This is a genomic window from Rothia sp. HMSC075F09 (genome assembly GCF_001810515.1).
GTDB lineage: Bacteria > Actinomycetota > Actinomycetes > Actinomycetales > Micrococcaceae > Rothia.
The window spans coordinates 5,546-5,788 of sequence record NZ_KV801791.1 but is presented as its reverse complement, the minus strand read 5'-3'; positions in this window follow the sequence as shown (position 1 = coordinate 5,788).

The window sequence follows — 243 nt, the reverse complement described above, 5'->3', positions numbered from 1 at the left end:
ATGAAAGTCCCTCCGAAAAGGAAGGGAAATCTAAGACTCTGGGACGAGAAATGCGCTGGCCGCATGAGCCCTCAATGAAAGTCCCTCCGAAAAGGAAGGGAAATCTTCATCTCCCCGGGGAGGGGTACCTCCCCTACCGTTCCCTCAATGAAAGTCCCTCCGAAAAGGAAGGGAAATGGCTCACCTTGGGCACGAACCCGAACGCAGTTGAGGCCCTCAATGAAAGTCCCTCCGAAAAGGAAG